17 protein-coding genes are annotated in these 19,512 nt (G+C 72.9%); 10 read left to right on the forward strand and 7 right to left on the reverse strand.

The window, feature by feature from the left end; translation table 11 throughout:
- Nucleotides 1–71: 71 nt before the first annotated feature.
- On the reverse strand, nt 72–1,643 hold the full coding sequence (locus ABD999_RS26900; protein ID WP_271275595.1) for a right-handed parallel beta-helix repeat-containing protein: 1,572 nt from the start codon (nt 1,641–1,643) through the stop codon (nt 72–74).
- A gap of 384 nt (nt 1,644–2,027) precedes the next feature.
- Here ABD999_RS26900 and ABD999_RS26905 point away from each other — a divergent pair, with 384 nt between their 5' ends.
- Nucleotides 2,028–2,513, forward strand: a complete 486-nt coding sequence (locus ABD999_RS26905) for a hypothetical protein (RefSeq protein ID WP_271275596.1) — start codon at nt 2,028–2,030, stop codon at nt 2,511–2,513.
- A gap of 48 nt (nt 2,514–2,561) precedes the next feature.
- On the opposite strand, the gene pgl is transcribed toward ABD999_RS26905, so the two are convergent.
- The 5 genes from pgl to tkt form a co-directional block, all read right to left on the reverse strand.
- Nucleotides 2,562–3,335 carry a 6-phosphogluconolactonase gene (pgl, locus tag ABD999_RS26910; protein ID WP_271275597.1) on the reverse strand — a complete coding sequence of 258 codons (774 nt, stop codon included), beginning with the start codon at nt 3,333–3,335 and terminating at the stop codon, nt 2,562–2,564.
- Between the two features lie 10 nt (nt 3,336–3,345).
- Complete coding sequence (locus ABD999_RS26915; protein WP_378525330.1) at nt 3,346–4,257, reverse strand: glucose-6-phosphate dehydrogenase assembly protein OpcA; 912 nt, start codon at nt 4,255–4,257, stop codon at nt 3,346–3,348.
- A 43-nt stretch (nt 4,258–4,300) separates the two neighbouring features.
- Nucleotides 4,301–5,902: a glucose-6-phosphate dehydrogenase gene (gene zwf, locus ABD999_RS26920; protein ID WP_271275598.1), complete on the reverse strand. Its 1,602-nt coding sequence runs from the start codon at nt 5,900–5,902 to the stop codon at nt 4,301–4,303.
- A gap of 65 nt (nt 5,903–5,967) precedes the next feature.
- Entirely contained in the window at nt 5,968–7,059 is a 1,092-nt protein-coding gene (gene tal, locus ABD999_RS26925) for a transaldolase (protein ID WP_148031281.1), read from the reverse strand.
- A gap of 5 nt (nt 7,060–7,064) precedes the next feature.
- Nucleotides 7,065–9,095, reverse strand: a complete 2,031-nt coding sequence (gene tkt, locus ABD999_RS26930) for a transketolase (RefSeq protein ID WP_261808859.1) — start codon at nt 9,093–9,095, stop codon at nt 7,065–7,067.
- A gap of 336 nt (nt 9,096–9,431) precedes the next feature.
- Here tkt and ABD999_RS26935 point away from each other — a divergent pair, with 336 nt between their 5' ends.
- Together ABD999_RS26935 and ABD999_RS26940 are read left to right on the forward strand one after the other, a co-directional pair.
- Nucleotides 9,432–10,403, forward strand: coding sequence for a heme o synthase (locus ABD999_RS26935; protein ID WP_246640638.1), 972 nt, complete (start codon nt 9,432–9,434; stop codon nt 10,401–10,403).
- A gap of 65 nt (nt 10,404–10,468) precedes the next feature.
- Nucleotides 10,469–11,632: a PrsW family intramembrane metalloprotease gene (locus ABD999_RS26940; protein WP_148031283.1), complete on the forward strand. Its 1,164-nt coding sequence runs from the start codon at nt 10,469–10,471 to the stop codon at nt 11,630–11,632.
- Nucleotides 11,633–11,767: 135 nt separating this feature from the next.
- On the opposite strand, the gene ABD999_RS26945 is transcribed toward ABD999_RS26940, so the two are convergent.
- Nucleotides 11,768–12,754, reverse strand: a complete 987-nt coding sequence (locus tag ABD999_RS26945; protein ID WP_271275599.1) for a COX15/CtaA family protein — start codon at nt 12,752–12,754, stop codon at nt 11,768–11,770.
- Nucleotides 12,755–12,844: 90 nt separating this feature from the next.
- Between ABD999_RS26945 and ABD999_RS26950 the strand changes: the two genes are divergently transcribed.
- Genes ABD999_RS26950 through ABD999_RS26980 form a run of 7 tightly spaced genes read left to right on the forward strand, consistent with a single transcriptional unit; the run spans nt 12,845 to nt 19,500 of the window.
- Nucleotides 12,845–13,993: an NAD(P)/FAD-dependent oxidoreductase gene (locus tag ABD999_RS26950; RefSeq protein ID WP_271275600.1), complete on the forward strand. Its 1,149-nt coding sequence runs from the start codon at nt 12,845–12,847 to the stop codon at nt 13,991–13,993.
- Entirely contained in the window at nt 13,990–14,232 is a 243-nt protein-coding gene (locus tag ABD999_RS26955; RefSeq protein WP_271275601.1) for a (2Fe-2S)-binding protein, read from the forward strand. The genes ABD999_RS26950 and ABD999_RS26955 overlap by 4 nt, the downstream gene beginning before the upstream one ends.
- Entirely contained in the window at nt 14,229–15,581 is a 1,353-nt protein-coding gene (locus ABD999_RS26960) for an FAD-dependent oxidoreductase (RefSeq protein ID WP_271275602.1), read from the forward strand. Before ABD999_RS26955 ends, ABD999_RS26960 begins: the two co-directional genes overlap by 4 nt.
- Entirely contained in the window at nt 15,574–16,467 is an 894-nt protein-coding gene (locus tag ABD999_RS26965) for a dihydrodipicolinate synthase family protein (protein ID WP_271275603.1), read from the forward strand. The genes ABD999_RS26960 and ABD999_RS26965 overlap by 8 nt, the downstream gene beginning before the upstream one ends.
- Entirely contained in the window at nt 16,464–17,465 is a 1,002-nt protein-coding gene (locus ABD999_RS26970) for a proline racemase family protein (RefSeq protein ID WP_271275604.1), read from the forward strand. The genes ABD999_RS26965 and ABD999_RS26970 overlap by 4 nt, the downstream gene beginning before the upstream one ends.
- The gene (locus ABD999_RS26975) at nt 17,462–18,523 is read left to right on the forward strand and encodes a proline racemase family protein (RefSeq protein WP_345482940.1); all 1,062 of its coding nucleotides are present in this window, start codon (nt 17,462–17,464) and stop codon (nt 18,521–18,523) included. The genes ABD999_RS26970 and ABD999_RS26975 overlap by 4 nt, the downstream gene beginning before the upstream one ends.
- A complete protein-coding gene (locus ABD999_RS26980) occupies nt 18,520–19,500 on the forward strand; it encodes an ornithine cyclodeaminase family protein (protein ID WP_271275606.1) in 981 nt (326 codons plus the stop codon). The genes ABD999_RS26975 and ABD999_RS26980 overlap by 4 nt, the downstream gene beginning before the upstream one ends.
- Nucleotides 19,501–19,512: the final 12 nt, after the last annotated feature.

Raw genomic sequence — 19,512 nt, forward strand, 5'->3', positions numbered from 1 at the left:
GCTGGTCTTCTCAGGCTGGTCTTCTCAGGCTGGTCTTCTCAGGCTGGTCTCGCTGTGGCTGGTGAGGTCGGTCAGAGGCGGGCGCCGACGTCCGCGCCGTTGGCGGGCCGCAGGAAGGACGAGGAGCGGATCGAGCCGTCCGCGGCGCGCGGGCCGGTGATCGTGCCGCTGTCGGTGCTCGCGAGCGTCCACGTGCCGCCGAGGTCCCAGGAGTTGCCGGAGCTCGACGACGAGCCCGGCGCGGCCTGCGTCCGGTTCGCCACCGACAGGTTCCTGGTCAGGACGGAGACGGAGTCGGCGTAGTCGAAGCCGGTGCCGCCGTTGCGCCAGGCGGTGCTGCGGTCGGTCACCAACCGGCCGGGGTTGCCGTTGTCGGTGAAGCCGTGCACCGCGTTGTCGAAGGCCATGGAGTTGCGCACGGCATGGCCGACCGCCGGGTCCGGGTCGCCGCCGCCGAGCTTGAAGCCGTTGCCGTCGCCGGTGTAGTCAGGCAGGTTCCACCGGTTGAACCCGTTGCCCCAGGCCACGGACGACTCCACGGTGACCTGCCCGAGGAACATCCAGAAGTCCAGGCCGTCGTCGGAGTTGTTCCACAGCCGGGCGCCGCGGATCACGTTGCCGCTGCCGGACCCCTCCTTGATCGCGACCCCGTCGGCGCTCTCGCCGTTCTTGCGCGGGTCGCGGTTGCCGTGGCTGTCGAGGTCGACGATCAGGTTGCCGCTCGACGCGCCCTGCAGGTGCAGGCCCGACTCGTAGTTGTCCCTGGTGACCAGGCGGTCGAAGACGTTGCCGCTGGCGTCCAGGCCGAAGATCCCGTACGGGCCGTTGATGATCTCCAGCCCGGCCAGCCGCCAGTGGTCGCCCTCGATGTGGACGGCGCCGCGCTCGGCGCGCGGGATGCTGGAGCCGACCGCGCCCGGCGTGTGCGGCATGTTCTCGCCGTCGATGATCACCCGCTCGCCGTCGTGGGCGGTCATGGTGATCGGCTGCGCGGGAGTGCCGTCCTTGAGTATCCGGATGTTCGTGCCCGGCGCGTACGTGCCGCCCCGGATGAGGATCGTGTGACCGGGCTGCGCCAGGTCCACCGCCCGCTGGATCGTGCGCAGCGGCGAGGCCAGGGTCCCGGGGCCGGCGTCGTCGCCGTTCGTCGCCACGTAGAGGGTGTTCGCCGGCTGCTCGCCGCCGGTCTCGGCGTCCAGGTAGTCCAGGTTGGGCAGGCCCGCGGAGGTCGTCGGGTTCAGCCGGACGGTGTTGGCGCCGGAGTTCACCGGGACGGTCACGGTCGCGGTCTGCCACGTGGACCAGGCGCCGGTGCCCTCGAAGGACAGGGTCCCCGCCGCGGCGCCGTTCACGGTCAGCCCGGCGGGCCGGGAGCCCGTGGTCCCGTTGGCGAAGCGGATCCGGAGCGTGGCGGCGCCGCCGGCCCCGGCGGTCACGGTGAACTGGGCGTGGGCGCCGGCGGCGTTGGCGCCGTTGCAGAAGCCGCTGCCGGAGTAGCCGGCCCAGTTGGACTCAATGGCGCCGGTGCAGACCGCCGGTGCGGATTCGGCCTCGTACCGGGTGGAGGCGGCGTGCGCGGGCGACACCGCCGCGAGGGTGCCGGCCACGAGGCCGGCGCAAGCGAGGAGCGTTCTGAGGCGCATCGTCCAACTCCCGGTAAGCGCTTTCCGAATGCTGCCGACTCAAGCACAGCACCGGGGTCACGGAAAGGCGGTCCCACCGCGACCCCCGGTCCCGACGCCGCTCACAGCCGGTCCGGCCACGCCTCGCCGGCCGTCATGACGCAGGTCGGCAGCGGTGCCCGGGGGAGACGGAAGGCGCTTACCCGGACGGGCCGAAGCGATGAAACTTTCATCGCCGACGCCGGGCCGGGGGACGGGCACGTCAGACGAGGCCGGCCTCGTAGGCGGCGATGACCAGATGGACGCGGGTGCGCGCGCCGATCTTGAGCAGCAGGCTGCTGACGTGGGTCTTCACCGTGCTCAGGCTGACTGCAGGTGCTGGTGTCGGGTCTCGGGAGGTGAGCGGTGAACACCGTCGCCGCCGGATGGATCAAGCTCCGCACGCTCCGCTCGACCTGGTGGGTGATCGGCGCAGGGGTGCTCGGCACGGTCGCGGTCGCCGGATCGCTGCTCATCGCCGTTCCCGGCTACCTCTACGGGCGGCTGGTGGCGGCGGACTTCCGCCCGTCGCCGCTGCCCGCCGGGGCGTGGCAGGTGATCGGCGGCGGCACGCTCGTGATCGTGACCACCACGCTGCTCGGGCTGGCGCTCGGCGCGATCCTGCGCAACGGCGCGGCGGCGACGGCGATGCTGGTGGTGATCGTGCTGGTGCTGCCGTTCGCCGCCCTCGCACTGTCCCCGGCCGGGTGGGTCAACGGGCTCCCGCCGACGTATCCGGCCCTCCAGCCGACAGGGCAGGTACGGGACATCATGCCGGACCCGGCGGCGTTCGCGGTGCTCGCCGCGTGGGCGGTGGCGCCGCTGGCGATCTCGATGACGGTGCGGACATGACAGGGGCCGCCCCGGCGATCGCCGGTGGCGGCCCGGAGGGACAGATGGTCAGGGGGAGGCGATGCGGCCCAGGCCGGGCGGGATCTTGCTGGCCGCCGCGCGGTCCAGCAGGAACAGGGTGCGGCCGCGGGCACGCGCGCCCGCCGCCGGGACCTGCACCGGGCCCGACTCCTCCAGGGCCAGGCGGACGGCGCCGGACTTCTCCTCGCCGGCCGCCACCACCCACACCTCGCGCGAGCCCTGGATCACCGGCAGCGTCAGCGTGATCCGGGTCGGCGGCGGCTTCGGGGCGCCGTGCACCGCCACCGCGGGGCGGGTGTCGTAGAGCGCCGGCATCCCGGGGAACAGCGACGCGACGTGCGCGTCGGGGCCCATGCCCAGCAGCATCACGTCGAAGCTGGGCGCCGGCCCGTGGTCCTCGGGCCGGGCGGCCTTGGCCAGCTCGGTGGCGTAGGCGTCGGCCGACTCCTCCGCCGACAGGCCCGAGTCGGGCCCGGCCATCACATGGACCCGCGACGGGTCGACGTCGACGTGGTCGAGCAGCGCCTGCCGGGCGCCCGTCTCGTTGCGCTCGGGGTCGCCCGAGGGCAGGAACCGCTCGTCGCCCCACCAGATGTCGAGACGCCGCCAGTCGACGGCGTCTCTGGCGGGGGTGTCGCGGATGGCGGCCAGCGTGGCGATGCCGATGGTGCCGCCGGTCAGCACCAGGGACGCGGAGCCCTTCGCGGACTGCGCGTCGACCAGCCGGGTGATGATCCGCGCGGCCACGGCCTTGGCCAGCACGTCGGCGTCGCGGTGCACGACAACAGTGGGAACGCTCACCCGTATCACCTTAGTGTGCGTACGTCCGGGCCAGGCGCTTGACGGCCAGCTCGTAGGTCTCGTCGGAGTCGAGCCGGCGCAGCTCCTCGGCGAGCAGTTCGGAGAGGTGGCGCCGGGTCAGGGCCACGTTCCGGTCGGGCTGGCCGGGACGCGACAGGGTGGCCACCCGGGCGTCGTCACGCGTCACCGACAGCTCGCCGTCGTCGAGCGTGAGCCGCACCTCGGTGAGCCCGGGCCCGTCGGACTCGGCGGTGCCGACCGGCACGTCGAGCCGCTCCGCCAGCCAGGCGGCCAGCAGCGGCGCGCTCGGGTTGTCGGCGGAGGCCGCCACCTGCCCGCCGTACACCTTGCCCACCGGCTGGTCGAACGCGGCCGCCAGCAGGCTGCGCCACGGCGTCAGCCGCGCCCACGCCAGGTCGGTGTCGCCGGCCGAGTAGCCCTTGGCCCTGGCCACCAGGGCGGCGACCCCGTCCGGGGCGGACCTGGCGTCGGTGAGCCGCCGCTGGGCGAGCGTCCCGATCGAGTCCTCCGACGGCACGTCGGGCGCCCGGCCGGGCCACCAGGCGACCACCGGCGTGTCGGGCAGCAGCAGCGGGCTCACCACCGAGTCGGCGTGGTCGGTCAGCTCCCCGTACAGCCGCAGCACCACCGTCTCGCCCGGCGCGGACTCGCCGATGCGCAGCTCGGCGTCGAGCCGGTTGGCCTCCTCGGTCTCCCTGTTGATCACCACGATGATGCGGGACGGGTGCTCGCGCGCCGCCTCGGTGGCCGCGCGCACCGAGTCGTACTGGTCGCGCTCCTCGCACACCACCACCAGCGTCAGCACCATGCCGACCGCAGGCGCGCCCATCTGGTGGCGCAGCTGCGTGAGCTGGCTGGAGATCTTCCCCGCCGTCGTGTCGGCCAGCATGAAGGTAGTCACGACGCCTCCCGCGCCGGTCTCGTGCCGCGTCCAACGCCTGTCACTAGAGCCTCCTCCACACGCGCCCGTCGCGGGCCATCATCTCGTCGGCCGACGGCGGCCCCCACGACCCGGAGGGGTAGGGCTCCGGCTGCCCCTGGGTGGCCCAGAACTCCTCGATCGGGTCGAGGATCGTCCACGACAGCTCCACCTCGCGCTGGTGCGGGAAGAGCGGCGGGTCGCCGATCATCACGTCGAGCAGCAGCCGCTCGTACGCCTCGGGCGACGTCTCCAGGAACGACTCGCCGTAGGCGAAGTCCATGGACACGTCGCGCACCTCCATCGCGGTGCCCGGCACCTTCGAGCCGAACCGCACCGTGATGCCCTCGTCCGGCTGCACCCGCACCACCAGCGCGTTCTGCCCCAATATCTCGGTGTCGTCCTTGCTGAACGGCAGGTGCGGAGCCCGCTGGAACACCACCGCCACCTCGGTCACCCGGCGGCCCAGCCGCTTGCCGGTGCGCAGGTAGAACGGCACGCCGGCCCAGCGCCGGTTGGCGATCTCCAGCTTGACCGCGGCGTACGTCTCGGTCATCGAGTCGGACGAGATGCCGTCCTCCTGGAGGTAGCCGGCCACCTTCTGGCCGCCCTGCCAGCCCGCGGCGTACTGGCCGCGCGCCGTGTTGAGCGCCAGGTCGGACGGCAGCCGCACGGCCCTGAGCACCTTCTCCTTCTCACGGCGCAGCGCCTTGGCGTCGAAGGAGGTCGGATCCTCCATCGCCACCAGCGCCAGCAGCTGCAGCAGGTGGTTCTGGATCACGTCGCGGGCCGCGCCGATGCCGTCGTAGTAGCCGGCCCGGCCGCCGATGCCGATGTCCTCGGCCATCGTGATCTGCACGTGGTCGACGAAGCTGCGGTTCCAGATCGGTTCGTACAGGTTGTTGGCGAACCGCAGCGCCATGATGTTCTGGACGGTCTCCTTGCCCAGATAGTGGTCGATCCGGAAGATCGAGCTCTCCGGGAAGGCCGACGTGGTGATCTCGTTCAGCTCGTGCGCCGACTTCAGGTCGTGGCCGAACGGCTTCTCGATCACCACCCGCCGCCACGAGCCGTCGGGCGCCTGCGCCAGCCCCGTCCGCTTGAGCTGCTCCACCACCACGGGGAAGAACTTCGGCGGAACCGAGAGGTAGAACGCGTAGTTGCCGCCCGTGCCGCGCAGCTCGTCGATCTCCCGCAGCGCCATCGCCAGCGCGTCGAACGCGCCGTCGTCGGAGAACTCGCCCGGCACGAAATGGATGCCCTCGCGCAGCTGCCGCCAGACCTCCTCACGGAACGGGGTCCGGGCGTGCGTCTTCACCGCGTCATGCGTCAGCTGGGCGAAATCCTGGTCCTGCCAATCACGCCGGGCGAACCCGACCAGCGAGAAACCGGGCGGCAGCAGCCCTCGGTTGCCCAGGTCGTAGATGGCCGGCAGCAGCTTGCGTTTGGCCAGGTCACCCGTCACGCCGAACAGCACCATCACACACGGGCCCGCCACCCGCGGCAGCCGCTTGTCACGCGGGTCGCGCAGCGGGTTGGCGGCCGCCACCTCGATCGTGGTCGAGGTGGCGGCGACGGCGGCCGCGACCGCGAGCGCCTCCTCCGGGGGCCCTGCCGGGTCACTCATCTCAAACCTCCTGTGCGGGTGCGCCGCGGCGGAGGAGCCGGGCTCCTCGCCGCGGCGCCGGCGGTCTAGGGGACCAGGTTCTTGCGTACGCTGTCGAGCAGTTCGTTCCAGGACGCCTCGAACTTCTGCACACCCTCATCCTCCAGCACCCGCACCACGTCGTCGTAGTCGATGCCGGCGTCCTTGAGCTCGGCCATGGTGTTCCAGGCCTGCTCGTAGAAGGGACGCACACTGTCACCGCCGACGTCGCCGTGGTCGGCGGTCGCGTCGAGCGTCTTCTCCGGCATGGTGTTGACCGTGCCGGGCGCCACCAGCTGGTCGACGTACATGGTGTCGGCGTAGTCGGGGTTCTTGACGCCGGTCGAGGCCCACAGCGGGCGCTGCGGCCGGGCGCCGGCGGCGCGCAGGCGCTGCCAGCGGTCGGTGTTCATGATCTCCTCGAACGCGGCGTAGGCCAGGCGCGCGTTGGCGACGGCGGCCTTGCCCTTCAGCTCGGGCCTGCCGAGCTTGTCGAGCCGGCCGTCGATCTCGGTGTCGACGCGGCTGACGAAGAACGACGCCACCGACTCGATCGTCGCTAGGTTGAGCCCCTTGGCCTGGGCGGCCTCCAGACCGGCCAGCCAGGCGTCCATCACGGCGCGGTAGCGTTCCAGGGAGAAGATCAGCGTGACGTTGACGCTGATGCCCTCGCCGATCGCCTGCGTGATCGCCGGCAGGCCTTCGAGGGTCGCCGGGATCTTGATGAACAGGTTGGGCCGGTCGACCAGCCACCACAGCGCCCTCGCCTCGGCGACCGTCTTCTCGGTGTCGCGCGCCAGGCGCGGGTCGACCTCCAGCGACACCCGGCCGTCGACGCCCGAGGTGGAGTCGTACACCGGGCGCAGCACGTCGGCGGCCCACCGGATGTCGTAGGTGGTGATGGCGCGCACCGCCTCGCCGATGTCGACGCCGCGCACCGCCAGGTCGTGCATCTGCGTGTCGTACGCGTCGCCCTTGCTCAGCGCGCTGGCGAAGATCGTCGGGTTGGACGTCACCCCGACGACGTTCTTCTCGCGGATCAGCTGCTCCAGGTTGCCCGTGCGCAGGCGCTCGCGGCTGATGTCGTCGAGCCAGATGGCCACGCCCTGGCCCGACAGCTTCTTCAGGATCTCGCTCATGTCACTCAGTTTCCCGTCGTCTCGCCCTTGTCCTGGCCCAGCTTGGCCAGTGACGCCCTGGCCGCCGCGGCCACGCGCTCCGCCGTCAGCCCGAACTGCTCGTACAACGTCCTGTACGGCGCGGAGGCGCCGAAGTGTTCGAGGCTCACGACCTCGCCGCACTCTCCGACGAACTCGTGCCAGCCGAGGGCGATGCCCGCCTCGACCGCGACCCGAGCCCGGATCGACGACGGCAGGACGGTCTGCCTGTATGCGGAGTCCTGCCCCTTGAACCACTCGACACACGGCATCGACACGACCCGTGCCGGAATGCCCTGCGACTCCAGCAGCTCGCGGCCGTGGATCGCGATCTCCACCTCGCTGCCCGTCGCGATCAGGATGACCTTGGGCTGGCCGTCGGAGGCCTCGCGCAGGACGTAGCCGCCGTGGGCCACGCCGTCGGCGCTGGTGCCCTCCAGGACCGGCAGGTTCTGCCGGGTCAGCGCGAGCGCCGCGGGCCGGTCGGTGTGCTCCAGCACCGCCTTCCAGGCCGCGGCCGTCTCGTTGGCGTCGGCCGGGCGCACCACGTCCAGGCCGGGGATGGCGCGCAGCGACCACAGGTGCTCGATCGGCTGGTGGGTCGGGCCGTCCTCGCCCAGGCCGATGGAGTCGTGCGTCCACACGTACACGACCGGCAGCTTCATCAGCGCGGCCAGCCGCACCGACGGGCGCATGTAGTCGGAGAACACCAGGAACGTGCCGCCGTAGGGGCGGGTGCCGCCGTGCAGCGCGATGCCGTTGAGAATGGCGCCCATGGCGTGCTCGCGGATGCCGAAGTGGAGCGTGCGGCCGTAGCGGTTGCCGGGGAACTCCTTGGTCTGGAACTCCTCGGGGATGAAGGACGGCTCGCCCTTCATCGTGGTGTTGTTGGACTCGGCCAGGTCGGCCGAGCCGCCCCACAGCTCGGGCAGCACCGGCGCGAGCGCGCTCAGCACCTCGCCGGAGGCCTTGCGGGTGGAGATCGAGCCGCCCACGTCGAACGACGGCAGCGCGCCCGCCCAGCCGGCGGGCAGCTCGCGGTGGGAGATGCGGTCGAGCTCCGCGGCCCGCTCCGGGTGGGCCGAGCGCCAGCGCCGGTAGCCGTGCTCCCACTCGGCGTGCTCGTGACGGCCGCGGGCGGCCACCTCGCGGGCGTGCTGGAGCACCTCGGCGGGCACGTCGAAGGTCTTGGCGGGGTCCATGCCGAGCACCTGCTTGGTGGCGGCGACCTCCTCGGCGCCGAGCGCCGAGCCGTGGATCTTGCCGGTGTTCTGCTTGTTGGGTGAGGGCCAGCCGATGATCGTGCGCAGCCGGACGAACGAGGGACGGTCGGTCTCGGCCTTGGCCGCCTCCAGCGCCTCGTGCAGCGCCTGCACGTCCTCGGCGTAGTCGCCGGACTGGGTCCAGTCGACGCTCAGGGTGTGCCAGCCGTACGCCTCGTAGCGCTTGACCACGTCCTCGGACTTGGCGATGAGGGTGTCGTCCTCGATGGAGATGCGGTTGTCGTCCCAGATGACGATGAGGTTGCCCAGCTTCTGGTGGCCGGCGAGCGAGCTGGCCTCGTGGCTGATGCCCTCCTCGATGTCGCCGTCGCTGACGACGCACCAGATGTGGTGGTCGAACGGCGACCGGCCCGGCTCGGCGTCCGGGTCGAACAGGCCGCGCTCGCGGCGGGCCGCCATCGCCATGCCCACGGCGTTGCCCAGGCCCTGGCCCAGCGGACCCGTCGTGGTCTCCACGCCGGCGGTGTGGCCGTGCTCCGGGTGACCGGGCGTGAGGCTGTCCCACTGGCGCAGCCGCCGCAGGTCGTCCAGCGTGAGCCCGTAGCCCGACAGGTAGAGCTGGATGTACAGCGTCAGGCTGGTGTGCCCGGCGGAGAGTACGAAGCGGTCGCGGCCGATCCAGTTGGGGTCGGTCGGGTCATGCCGCATCGCACGCTGGAAGAGCAGGTATGCGGCGGGAGCCAGACTCATCGCGGTGCCTGGGTGTCCCGAGCCCGCCTTCTCCACTGCGTCCATCGCCAGCGCTCGGACCACGTCGACAGCCTGCTTGTCGAGGTCGGTCCACTCAAGGGCTGGCACGAGTTCGGTGCTCAAGCTCGATCTCCGGAATCTATTCGTCTGCTGATGGTGCCTGTTGGCAAAATCCCGCCCACACGGGACCCTAACCGAGTGGAGACGGCCATCGATTCCCTATCCACCCGAGCGTGTCCGCGAACAGGCCCACGCACCCCCTTGGCCGGACCGCCCATCCCTGCGACTACAGTTTGCTTGTTCCCAGGGACGCCCCGGCTGCCCTCACGAATCCGCTTCAATCCGAGGTTACGCGTTGACTCCGCACGTGCTGGAAGCGCCTTGACGGTGCTGACGAACAGGCAGGCGAGCAGGCCGCACGACGCCCCCGGCCACCGGGAGACCACCCCGGCGCATCCCGCGCCGCGGTCGATCGGTGAGGTCGTCATGGCCTACGTAGCCCTCACCAAGCCGCGCGTCATCGAGCTGCTGCTGATCTCGACGCTGCCCGTGATGTTCCTGGCGGCCGGCGGCCTGCCGCCGCTGTGGACGGCGGTGTCGGTCATGGTGTTCGGCACGCTCTCGGCGGGCAGCGCCAACGCGCTCAACTGCTACATCGACCGCGACATCGACCAGAAGATGCGCCGCACCCGGCGCCGGCCGCTGGCCAGGCACCAGGTGTCGCCGCGGGCCGCGCTGGTCTTCGGCATCGTGCTGGGCGTGCTGTCCACCGCGGGGCTGTGGCTGACGACCAACTGGCTCGCGGCCGCGCTGTCGACCGCCGCGATCCTCTACTACGTGCTGGTCTACTCGCTGATCCTCAAGCGGCGCACCGCGCAGAACATCGTGTGGGGCGGCATCGCGGGCTGCATGCCGGTGCTGATCGGCTGGGCGGGCATCACCGAGCGGCTCGACTGGGCGCCGCTGGTGCTCTTCGGCGTGGTGTTCTTCTGGACACCGCCGCACACCTGGACCCTGGCCATGCGCTACAAGGAGGACTACGCGGCGGCCAAGGTCCCGATGCTGCCCGTGGTCGCCACCGAGCGCCGGGTGATCCTTGAGTCGATCGCCTACACCTGGGCGACCGTGCTGTGCTCGCTGGCCCTGTGGCCGGTCGCCGGCACCACGCTGTTCTACCCGGCGGTGGCCGCCGTGCTGGGGGCGCTGTGCCTGTGGGAGGTGCACGCCCTGCTGACCCGGCTCAACGCCGGCAAGACCGGGGTCGACCTGCGGCCGATGCGGTTCTTCCACTGGTCGAACGCCTACCTGGCGCTGCTGTTCCTGGCCGTCGCCATCGACCCGCTGCTGTCCTGATCCCTTGCCGCCTGTAACCGAATCGCAGGTAGGACATCACATTCCTGATCGGTTACAGTCACCGTATGCCGTCCCATGATCCACGCTGGGTGTTCAAGGACCGCCCGTCGTCAGCGTTGATCATCGGGCTGGTCCTCACCGGCATCTGCACGCTCGTGTCGTTCTCCTTCGACGTGCTCAACGGCGAGCCGGTGCAGTTCTTCATCGCGCTGGCCCTGGCTCTGGCGCCGGTGCCGCTGCTGCTGGCCGCCGTGCTCGCGCTCGACCGGATGGAGCCGGAGCCGCGCAGCAACCTGATCTTCGCCTTCGCCTGGGGGGCGGGCGTGGCCGTGCTGGTCGCGGGCGTGGTCAACTCGCTCAACCTGCACTACATCATGGACACCGTCAACCTGTCGGAGGCCAGCGCCCGCAACATCGCGGCCACCTTCGGCGCCCCCGTCGTCGAGGAGACGATGAAAGGGCTCGTCCTGCTCGGGATGCTGCGCTTCCGCAGGTTCGAGCTCGACGGGCTCACCGACGGCATCATCTACGCCAGCATGGTCGGGCTCGGCTTCGCCATGAGCGAGAACGTCAGCTACTACCTGGCCGCGCTCAACTCCGAGGCCGGCGGGGTGGGGCTGGCCGTCACCGTGGTGCTGCGCGGCATCCTGTCTCCGTTCGCGCATCCGCTGTTCACCTCGATGATCGGGGTGGCGGTCGCCTTCGCGGCGCAGCGGCACGGGCCGGAGCGGACCTTCTCCATCATGGCCGGCTGGTCGGGCGCGATGATCCTGCACGGCCTCTGGAACGGGCTCGTCTCGTACGGCGGCTTCCCCGGGCTGGTCGTCGCCTACCTGGTGCTGATGGTGGTGCTCGTGGTGCTGATCGGCGTCGTGGTCCGCGACCGGCGCCGCATCGTCGCGCTGATCCAGCTCTACCTGCCGCCGTACGAGCCGACCAAGCTGGTGACCAGGGACGACATCCACATGCTCTCGGCGCTGCCCCGGCGCAGGCACGCCCGCCAGTGGGCCCGCATGTACGGCGGCAGGAAAGGGCTGCGCGCGATGAGCGACTACCAACTCGCCGCGACCGAGCTGGGGCTGCTGCACGAGCGCGCCGCCCGGCGCATGGTGGACGAGCAGACCTTCCACGAGGAGCAGCGGGCCCTGCTGGAGTGCATGAGCACCGCCCGCGCCGAGTTCCCGGTGCCGCCCGCGCCCGCCGGCACGGCCGGTTACGCGCCCGGCTGAGCTCCGGGAGGGGCGGACGAATGCCGCGAAAGGCGCCTCGCGGCGGTGGGGGAGTGGCGGACTTCTCACCCCAAAGCCTGACAGACAGGCACGGGTCGCGGAGGGCGACCGGGTGGGGGAGTGGCCGGGGCCCGGTCAGGCGGGGGCGGCGGCCTCGGCGACGGGCCGGGCGGCGGGCTCGTCCAGCGGGTCGTGCGTGCGCAGCGCGGTGACCACCCGGAGCGCGCAGATCCACACCAGGGTCGAGCCGAGCACGTGCAGGGTCACCAGGGCGGCGGGCACGCCCAGGAAGTACTGGACGTAGCCGATCACGCCCTGCAGCAGCTCCACCGCCAGCAGCGTCCACGCCGCCCGTCGGGCCCGCAGGGGCGCGCCGGTCACGCGCAGCGCGAACGCCAGCGCGAACGTCAGTCCGACCACCAGGTAGGCGACGTCGGCGTGCAGCCGCGCCACGGTCTCGATGTCGAAGCCGAACCGCGAGGCCACCACGTCACCCGAGTGCGGCCCCGTACCCGTCACCACCACGCCCGCGACCACCAGCACGAACACCGCCGCCACCAGGACCTGCCCGAGCCGCCGGAGGTCGCGGTGGACCACCGGGCGGGCCGGCGCGTCACCCTCGCCGGCGCGCGCGTAGAGCGCCCAGCAGGCGGCGGTCAGGCCGATCGACAGCAGGAAGTGCATGCTCACCGTGATCGGGTTGAGCATGGTGCCGACCACCACGCCGCCCCACAGCGCCTGCGCGGCGATGCCCACCGGCTGCAGCCAGGCCAGCCGCACCAGCGACTCGCGCCGCGGCGACAGCCGCATCGCCGCGACGACGCAGGCCAGGCCCACCACCAGCACCAGGAACGTCACCAGCCGGTTGCCGAACTCGATGGCCATGTTGAGGGGGTCGACCTCGGGGTGCGCGACCGGGACGAAGCTGTCGGGGGTGCAGCGCGGCCAGGTCGGGCAGCCCAGGCCCGAGCCGGTGACGCGCACCACCGCGCCGCTCACGGTGATGCCGGCGTTGACCACCACGGAAGCCAGCGCCCAGCCCCGCATGGCCGCGGGTGTCGGCGCCCAGAAGGAGAACAGGCGCCGTACGAGGGGGGAGTGATGGTCCGTGGGTAGCTTCACGTCATCGATGGTACGGGCCCCATGGGCCGGTCCTTTCACCGCCTTTTCAACCTCCGGCGTATGTGACATATTACTGAAGGGAGGTGGGCGATGTCCGACGTCATCGTGGTCGGCGCGGGGGTCGTCGGAGCCGCGTGCGCCTACTACGCCGCCCGCGCCGGGCTCGACGTGACCGTCCTCGACCGCGGCCCCGTGGCCGGCGGCACCACCGGGGCGGGCGAGGGCAACGTGCTCGTCTCCGACAAGGAGCCAGGCCCCGAGCTGGAGCTCGCCCTGCTGTCCAGCCGCCTGTGGCGGGAGCTGGCCGCGACGGGCGGCGGCTTCGAGTACGAGCCCAAGGGCGGCCTGGTCGTCGCCGAGACGCCCGAGGTCCAGGAACGGCTGGTGGAACTGGCCGCCGAGCAGGACGTGCCGCACGAGGTCGTGCCCGCGGACGGGCTGCGCGCGCTGGAGCCCGAGCTGGCCGGCGGGCTGGCCGGCGGCGTCCACTACCCGCAGGACGCGCAGGTCCAGCCCATGCTGGCCGCCGCCCGGCTGCTCCGGCACGGCGCCGCCAGCTTCGGCCGCGGCGCGCTGAAGGTGCGGCTCGGCGTCACCGTCACCGGCTTCACCCGCTCCGGCGACCGCGTCACCGGCGTGCGCACCAGCGAGGGCGACATGCTGGCCGGGGCCGTGGTCAACGCCGCCGGCACCTGGGGCGGCGAGCTGGCCGCCCGCGCCGGGGTGACGCTGCCCGTCCTGCCCAGGCGCGGGTTCATCCTCGTCACCGAACCGCTGCCCCGGCCGCTCATCCGGCACAAGGTCTACACCGCCGCGTACGTCACCAACGTCGCCAGCGACTCCGCCGGGCTGGAGACCTCGGCCGTCGTCGAGGGCACCCCGGCGGGCACCGTGCTCATCGGGGCCAGCAGGGAGCGGGTCGGGTTCGACCGGACCACGTCGCTGCCGGTGCTGTCGCGGTTGGCCGCCCAGGCCGTCGCCCTGTTCCCGGCGCTGCGTGAGGTGCGCGCCATCCGGTCCTACTGCGGGTTCCGCCCGTACTGCCCCGACCACCTGCCCGTGATCGGCGCCGACCCGCGCGCGCCCGGGCTGCACCACGCCTGCGGCCACGAGGGCGCCGGCATCGGCCTGGCGCCCGCCACCGGCCACCTGCTCGCCCAGGTGCTCACCGGCCGCCGGCCCGACCTGGACCTGTGGCCGTTCCGTCCTGACCGCTTCCGCTCCGGGGAGGACCGTTGACCTTCGAGATCACCGTCGACGGGCGGCCCGTGCCGGCGCGGGCCGGCCAGACGATCGGCGCGGCCCTGCACGCGGCGGGCATCCGCGCCTGGCGCACCACCCGCGTGGGCGGCCGGCCGCGGGGTCTCTTCTGCGGGATCGGGGTCTGCTTCGACTGCCTGATCAGCGTCAACGGCGGGCCCGTGGAGCGCGCCTGCCTGGCCGAGGCCCGTCCGGGGGACGAGGTGACCACCTCATGACCGTCTACGATCTCGCCGTCGTCGGCGGCGGGCCCGCCGGGGTGGCGGGGGCGCTGACGGCGGCGCTGCGGGGGCTGCGGGTGGCGCTCGTCGACTCCGGGGTACGGCCCGGGGGCCAGTATTTCCGGCACCGGGACGTACCGGACGAGCCCGCGACCAAGGGCTTCGAGCGGTTCGCCCGCCAGGTGCGGGCGCTGGAGGACCGCGCCGACGTCATGACGCGACGGCAGGTGTGGGCCGTCACCCGTGAGGACGACGGGTTCACCGTCCACTGCCTGGGCGGGGCCGCCGTCCGGAGCCGTCGGCTGCTGATCGCCACCGGGGCGCACGACCGGCCGCTGCCGTTCCCCGGGTGGGACCTGCCCGGGGTGCTCACGGCGGGCGGGGCGCAGGCGCTGCTCAAAGGGCACGGAGTGGTGGCGGGCAGGCGGGTCGTGGTGGCGGGGACCGGGCCGTTCCTGCTGCCCGTCGCGGCGGGACTGGCCGCGGCGGGGGCCGAGGTTCCCGGCGTGTACGAGGCCAACGGCGGGCTCGGCCTGGCCCGGCACCCCCTGCTCGCCCTAGACAAGGCCGGCGAGGCCGCCGGATACCTGGCGGCGCTGGCCCGTCGCCGCGTCCCGTACCGGACCCGCCACGCGGTGGTGGCCGCCCACGGTGACCGGGAGCTGGAGGCCGTCACCGTCGCCCGCCTGGACCGCGACTGGAACGTGCTGTCGGCCCGCCGCGTCCCCTGCGACACGCTCGCCACCGGCTACGGGTTCGTCCCCCAGCTCGACCTCGGGATCCAGCTCGGCTGCGCCACCCGCCCGGACGCCGACGGCACCCCGGTGCTCTCCGTCGACGCCGCCCAGCGCACCACCGTCCCCGGCGTCTGGGCCGCGGGCGAGCCCACCGGCGTCGGCGGCCGCCACCTGGCCGAGCTCGAAGGCCGCGTCGCGGGCCTGTCCATCGCGGCAGCCCGCGAGACCGCCCCGGCGACACGCGCCGCCGGCGTGCCGGACGTCCTGCTGAGGAGACGGACGCGGATGCGCGCGTTCGCCGCCGCGCTGCTGGCCGCCTACCCCGTCAAGGACGGATGGCGCGGCTGGCTGCGGGACGACACGATCGTCTGCCGGTGCGAGGAGGTGCCGCTGGCCGGGATCCGCGAGGCGCGCGAGCTGGGGGCCACCGACGCGCGCTCCGCCAAGCTGCTGTCCCGGGCCGGCATGGGCTGGTGCCAGGGACGCGTCTGCGCCTACCCCGTCGCCTGCCTCGTCGGCGGCGGCCAGGCCGCGCCCCGCCGCCCCATCGCCCAGCCCGTCACCCTGGCCGCCCTCGCCGAACTCACCCTGGAGGAACCCCATGACTGAACGCACCCGCCCCTGGCACGGCATCATGGTCGCCACCACGCTCCCGCTGCACGACGACCTGTCCGTCGACTACGACGGCTACGCCGCGCACTGCCGCTGGCTGGTGGAGAGCGGCTGCGACGGCGTCGTCCCCAACGGCTCGCTCGGCGAGTACCAGACCCTCACCCCCGAGGAGCGCGCCAGGGTCCTGGAGACCGCCGTCGCGGCGGTCGGCGGCGACCGCGTGATGGCCGGCGTCGGCGCGTACGGCGCGGCCGAGTCGCGGCGGTGGGCCGAGAAGGCCGCCGAGCTGGGCTGCGGGTCGGTGCTGCTGCTGCCGCCGAACGCCTACCGGGCGGAGGAGCGGGCCGTCTTCGCGCACTATCGTGAGGTGGCCGGAGCCGGGGTGCCCGTCGTCGCGTACAACAACCCCTACGACACCAAGGTCGACCTGACCCCGGCGCTGCTGGCCAGGCTGCACGAGGAGGGGCTGATCGTGGCGGTCAAGGAGTTCACCGGCGACCCTCGGCGCGCCTACGAGCTGGCCGAGCTGGCCCCGGGCCTCGACCTGCTCATCGGCTCCGACGACGTGCTGCTGGAGCTGGCGCTGGCCGGGGCCAAGGGCTGGATCGCGGGCTACCCGAACGCGCTGCCCGTCTCCAACGTCGCCCTCTACCAGGCCGCCACGGCGCACGACCTGGCGACGGCGCTGCCGCTCTACAAGCAGCTGCACGCGCTGCTGCGCTGGGACTCCAAGACCGAGTTCGTCCAGGCCATCAAGCTCTCCATGGACCTCGCCGGCCGCCGCGGCGGCCCGTGCCGCCAGCCCCGGCAGCCGCTCACCGCCGAGCAGGAGGCGGCCGTCCGCGCCGTCACCGGGAAGGCGCTCGCGGAGGGCCTGCGATGAGGACCAGGCGGGTCTTCCACGCCGTCGACTCGCACACCGAGGGCATGCCGACCCGGGTCATCACCGGCGGCGTCGGGGTCGTCCCCGGCTCCACCATGGCCGAGCGGCGGGTCCACTTCCGCGACCACCTCGACCACGTACGCAAGCTGCTGATGAACGAGCCGCGCGGCCACGCCGCCATGAGCGGCGCCATCCTGCAGCCGCCCACGAGGCCCGACGCCGACTGGGGCGTGCTGTTCATCGAGGTGTCCGGGCTGCTGCCGATGTGCGGCCACGGCACCATCGGCGTGGCCACCGTGCTCGTCGAGACCGGCATGGTCGAGGTCACCGAGCCCGTCACCACCGTCCGGCTGGAGGTCCCGGCCGGGCTGGTGGAGGTGGACGTGGCGGTCCAGGACGGCATGGCGATGTCCGTGACGCTGCGCAACGTCCCGTCCTACGCCGACCGGCTCGACGCCGTCGTGGAAGTCCCCGGGTACGGGGAGATCCGCTACGACCTGGCGTACGGCGGCAACTTCTACGCCATCGCCGACCTCGACGCGTACGGGCTGCCGTTCGACCGCAAGGCCGGCGGCGAGATCCTCGCCGCCGGGCTGGCCACCATGGAGGCGATCAACGCCGCCGCCGAGCCGGTGCACCCGGAGGACGACCGCATCCGCGGCTGCCACCACGTCTACTTCGCCGCCCCCGGCTCCGACGCCCGCCACTCGCGGCACGCCATGGCCATCCACCCCGGCTGGTTCGACCGCTCGCCGTGCGGCACCGGCACCAGCGCCCGGATGGCCCAGTTGCACGCCCGCGGCGAGCTGCCGATCGGCCGCGACTTCGTCAACGAGTCGTTCATCGGCACCCGGTTCGTGGGCAGGCTGCTGGAGGACACCAGCGTCGGCGGCAGGACCGCCGTGGTGCCGTCCATCACCGGCCGCGCCTGGATCACCGGCACCGCCCAGTACTTCCTGGACCCGCGTGACCCCTTCCCGGAGGGCTTCGAGCTGTGACCATCCCCACGACCATCCCGACGACCATCCCCACGACCATCCCCACGACCATCCCCACGACCATCCCCACGACCATCCCCACAACCGTCACCACGGTCGACTACCACACGGCCGGCGAGCCGTTCCGGATCGTCACCGGCGGCGTCCCCGACATCCCGGGCGCCACCGTGCTGGAACGCCGCGCCAACGCCGCGTCCGCCGCCGCGTCCGCCGACCACGTCCGCAGGCTGCTCTGCCACGAGCCGCGCGGCCACGCCGACATGTACGGCTGCTTCCTCGTACCGCCCGACGACCCCGGCGCGCACCTCGGCGTGCTGTTCTGGCACAAGGACGGCTACTCCACCGCGTGCGGCCACGGCACGATCGCGCTCGGCGTGCACGCCGTGCGCGAGGGCCTGGTCGAGGCCGCCTCCGACGGCGAGACGGACGTGGTCATCGACGTGCCCTCCGGCCGCGTCACGGCGCGGGTGCGCCGCGCCGGCGGCCGCGTCACCGCCGTCACCTTCGTCAACGTCCCCTCGTACGTGGTCGCGCGGGGCGTCGAGGCCGCCGGCGTGAAGGTCGACGTCGCGTACGGGGGAGCGATCTACGCCTCGGTGCCGGCCGCGGCCGTGGGGCTGAAGGTCGGGCCGGAGCATCTGACCGAGCTGATCGCCTGGGGACGGCGTATCAAGGCGGACCTGGCCGGGCATCCGGCGGCCCGCCACCCGGGCGACGACCGGCTGTCCGGCGTGTACGGGGTCATCTTCCACGAGGAGCTGGACGGGGAGCCCGGATACGCGCGCCAGCGCAACGTGACGGTGTTCGCCGACGGGGAGGTCGACCGGTCGCCGTGCGGGTCGGGTACGGCCGCCCGGCTGGCGCTGCTGCACGAGGACGGGCTGCGCGACCCGCTCGTGCACGAGAGCGTCGTCGGCACGACGTTCCTGGGACGGGTGACCGGCGTGACCGGCGCCGGGGTGATCCCCGAGATCGAGGGCATGGCCTATCGCACCGGGCGGCACTCCTTCGAGCTCGACCCCGACGACCCGCTCGGCACCGGGTTCACGCTGCGATGAGCGGGCTGCCCTACCTCGACGCGGACGCCGTGGCCCGGCTGGTGCCCGCCGCGCGTGCCGTACAGCTGCTGGAGGACGCGCTGCGCGCCGGGCTCGACCCCGAGGAGACGCCGCGGCGGCCCGTCGTCGAGCTGCCCGCCGGGCAGCTCCTGCTCATGCCCGCCGCCTTCGGGCGCTACGCCGGCGTGAAGGCGGCCACCGTCGCGCCCGGCAACGCCGCCCGCGGGCTGCCCCGCATCCAGGGCACCTACCTGCTGTACGACGGCGAGACCCTGACGCCGCTGGCCGCCATGGACGGCATCGCGCTCACCTCCCTGCGCACCCCGGCCGTCTCCGCGCTGGCGGTCCGCCACCTGGCCGCCCCCGGCGCGGGTGACCTGGTGGTGTTCGGCACCGGCCCGCAGGCGTGGGGCCACGTCCTGGCGTTCGGCGAGGTACGCCCGCTGCGCCGGGTGACCGTCGTGGGCCGCGACCCGGCGCGCGCGGAGGCCTTCGCGGCCCGCTGCGCGGCCCTCGGCCTGGAAACGGCCGCACTCACCGCCCGCCCGCAGGAGCCGGGCTCCCCGGCACGGGTGACGGACGAGGTGGCGGAGGCTGTCCGGGAGGCCGATCTCATCGCCTGCTGCACGACCGCCAGGGAGCCGCTGTTCCCCGGCGGGCTGGTCCGCGATGGCGCCACCGTCGTCGCCATCGGCTCGCACGAGCCGGACGCGCGGGAGCTCGACGGCGACCTGGTGGCCCGCTCCACGGTGGTCGTGGAGGCCAGGACCGCCGCGCTCGCCGAAGCCGGCGATGTCGTCATCCCGATCAGCCACGGTACGATCACCACCCACCATCTCGCCGGCGACCTCGCCGACCTGGTAGCCGGCCGGGTGGCCGCCGGGGCCGGGCCGCGCGTGTTCAAGGGCACCGGCATGGCATGGGAGGACCTGGTGGTCGCGGCCGCCGCGTACGAAGCCTGGCATGGTGAGACCTGAGCGAAGGGAAGG

It is taken from the genome of Nonomuraea ferruginea, from assembly GCF_039540635.1.
GTDB classification, from domain to species: domain Bacteria; phylum Actinomycetota; class Actinomycetes; order Streptosporangiales; family Streptosporangiaceae; genus Nonomuraea; species Nonomuraea ferruginea.